This window comes from bacterium (assembly GCA_024226335.1).
Taxonomy (GTDB): domain Bacteria; phylum Myxococcota_A; class UBA9160; order SZUA-336; family SZUA-336; genus JAAELY01.
In genome coordinates this window covers 1-2747 of the sequence record JAAELY010000216.1, presented here as the reverse complement: position 1 = coordinate 2747, position 2747 = coordinate 1, and the positions used below count along the sequence as shown (strand labels likewise).

Here is a 2747-nt window from a genome sequence, read left to right as displayed (position 1 = left end):
CTTGCTAGACGAGTTCTCGGACTGGGCCCTGCTACTGGATCGCTACTCGACAGTGAACATCGTGGATCGTCAGGGCCACAGCGAGATCCAGTGGACCAACCTCCACGACCATCCATGCGACGTCCGCGAATGCGCCTTTCGCCAGGGCGCGATCTCTGCGCTCCTCCAGACCTGCGCAGCGGACGAACCCGTGTCGGTCGAGCACGTCGAATGCGTTGCTCGGGGAGGGCAGCTCTGCCGTTTTGTGGTCGACGGTTGGATCCCATGCAAGGACTCCCGCCACGCCCGGGCGTTTGGTGAGGCGCGTCTACTGGCGGCCAAGATCGAGGGTGGTGAGCACATGACTCGTCGACTCGCTGAGTTCGCCACGCGCCGCGATACCCGTATCCAGGACATCAAGGGCCTGGAGCGGGTGCGCAGTTTCATGGAAGAGCTCGAAGACATCATTTTCGTATTCGACCAGGATCTCTGGTTGCTCGATGCAAACCGCGCGGCGTTGCGCTTCGTCGGTGTCTCACTGGAGGAACTCCGCGGGATGTCGGCTCAGAATCTTCTGAGCCCGGATGCCTATCGCGCGTTTGCCTCCGCGATCCCCACGTTGCGGGAGATCGGTGCTCTTCGAGGCATGCAGTTGGAGTACCGGACGCGTGAGGGACGAGCCATGCTCGAAATCTCGGCGCGTGTGTCCGAAACAGGCAAGACAATCGTCTGTATCGCGCGCGACGTGACCGCCCGCCTGCGCCTGGAACGTGAGCTCGCCGAGCGCAATGATCAACTCCGCCAGCAGAACGTGCGAATTGCCGATGCCGATCGCTTGAAGTCGGAATTCCTGGCCAATGTGAGCCACGAACTCACGACGCCACTGACCTGCATCAAAGGTTTTGCGAAGTTGCTTCACCGCGACAATGCCGAGCGCGATGGCGATCCCGGTGCGCGACTGGCCGACTCTCAGCGCAAGGACTTTCTGGAGATCATCCAGCGCGAGTCGGACCGCATGACCCATATGATTGCGGGGTTGCTGGAACTGTCGAATATCGAGTCGGGTGGGGTGGCGCTGGACTGCGTGCAGATTTCCGCAAATGCGATCGCAGCCGAGTGTGTGCAGTTGTTCAAGCCACGCCTCGATGAGGCGGGGCTCGAAATCGATCTGCGGCTGGATCCCGAACTCCCCAAGACCCGGCTCGATCCGGATCGCATCAAACAGGTCGTATTGAATCTGCTCGAGAACGCGCTGAAATTCAGCCCCCAGGGCTCGCGTGTGTCTCTGGAAACGACACGCGGGGAGCGCACCTTGCAGTTGCGCGTTTCGAATCCCACCCGCGAGCTCGAGCAGGGTGATATCGAGCGTATCTTTGCCCGCTTCGTACAGCGCGATGGTTCATATACGCGCAAGCAGGGCGGGGTAGGTCTGGGTCTCAACCTCGTGCGCGCCATCGTGGAATTGCACGGGGGCCGGGTGTGGGCCGAGCTACCTGCCGAAGCTCAGGTGGTTTTCATCGTAGAGTTGCCGCTCGCCGGTTGATTCGGGGCAGGAATCTTCGCCGAACTCGGGTCAGGACTCATCATTGTCGCCAGTTCTCCGATAAGTTCCTTTTGAGGGGCTTGAAGGGAGCACGTGGCAGGTCCAATGCAGAATGAGAGCGAGTTCACCCCGGAAGAACATCACAGAAGAGGTCTGGCTTTACTCGAAGCTGGGCACGGGCACGAGGGTTTCGAACACCTGAGTCGGGCCTACCTGTCTGATCCGCAGAACGCGCGCTTCAGATCGTCCTATGCGCTGGCCCTGGCCTTTGTACGGGGGCAGTTTCTGGGCGCGGTCGAGCTGGCTCGGGCGGCGGTTCGTCAGGAATTCTACAACCCCGATCTTTACCTCAATCTGGCTCGAATCTACCTGGCTTTCGACTTCAAGGCCGATGCGATTCGTTTCCTGCGCAGGGCTCTGATGGTGGATCCGGAGAACGCTGCGGTGAATGCCAAACTGGCTGCGATGGGCGTTCGACGGCGCCCTCCGCTGAGGTTCCTACCTAGGAGTCACGCGCTGAATCGCCTGATCGGTCGAGTGCATGCTCGTATGATGGGTCGGGCTACGAGCTGGGTCGCGGCCCGCGCGCAAGGCGCTTGACAATAGACGTCCCCGGGATAACATCCCGCGCCAGCCGTCGTCGGAGGTTAGATGGGCAGCGTAATCAAGAAACGTCGTAAGAAGATGCGGAAGCACAAGTACAAGAAGCTCCGCGCTCGCAACCGACATAAGCGCAAGCGCTAGCAATTCGCTATTTCGCGGGGTACACAAGACCTCGCAATACGCACCGATGTTCGCCATCGGTGCGTTTTTTTTGGCCTTTTTCCGTTGACACGTATTGGGGCCTGTGCTTACTGTCTGCGGCAACCAAGCATGGAACTCAGCGTTTCCGATCAGTTAACTTCGTTGCGAACGTCAAGTTCGTGTTGAGGGGACCGATAGGGAACGCAACCTGAGTTCCCGCTCGGGGCGTGTACGAACTGAGATGTAGATGCGGCAGAGTGAATGTAGTCGCGGACGCGGACCTGGCTCGGACACGTTGACAAAAACGCAATCGGGGGGTGAGAGCATGGCAGCTCGACGCAAGAAGGCGACTCGCAAGAAGGCGACTCGCAAGAAGGCGACTCGCAAGAAGGCGACTCGCAAGAAGGCAACTCGCAAGAAGGCAACTCGCAAGAAGGCGACTCGCAAGAAGGCGACTCGCAAGAAGGCGACTCGCAAGAAG

General features: G+C 59.8%; 3 protein-coding genes and 1 pseudogene. 3 read left to right on the top strand and 1 reads right to left on the bottom strand.

What is annotated here, in order from left to right; translation table 11 throughout:
* From GY725_10685 to GY725_10675, 3 genes are all read left to right on the top strand, one after another.
* Positions 1 to 1522, top strand: a 1522-nt coding sequence (locus tag GY725_10685; protein ID MCP4004651.1) for a PAS domain S-box protein, incomplete at its 5' end; no start/stop codon positions are given.
* Between the two features lie 105 nt (positions 1523 to 1627).
* Positions 1628 to 2122 (top strand): hypothetical protein, encoded by a 495-nt coding sequence (locus GY725_10680; protein MCP4004650.1) that lies wholly within the window; start codon positions 1628 to 1630, stop codon positions 2120 to 2122.
* Between the two features lie 51 nt (positions 2123 to 2173).
* Positions 2174 to 2266 carry an AURKAIP1/COX24 domain-containing protein gene (locus GY725_10675; protein ID MCP4004649.1) on the top strand — a complete coding sequence of 31 codons (93 nt, stop codon included), beginning with the start codon at positions 2174 to 2176 and terminating at the stop codon, positions 2264 to 2266.
* Between the two features lie 356 nt (positions 2267 to 2622).
* On the opposite strand, the pseudogene GY725_10670 reads toward GY725_10675, so the two are convergent.
* A pseudogene (locus GY725_10670) lies at positions 2623 to 2747 on the bottom strand (IS5 family transposase).

Coding starts and splice junctions, on each gene's coding strand:
- GY725_10675 (MCP4004649.1), top strand. CDS start 2,174: ATGGGCAGCGTAATCAAGAAACGTCGTAAGAAGATGCGGAAGCACAAG.
- GY725_10680 (MCP4004650.1), top strand. CDS start 1,628: ATGCAGAATGAGAGCGAGTTCACCCCGGAAGAACATCACAGAAGAGGT.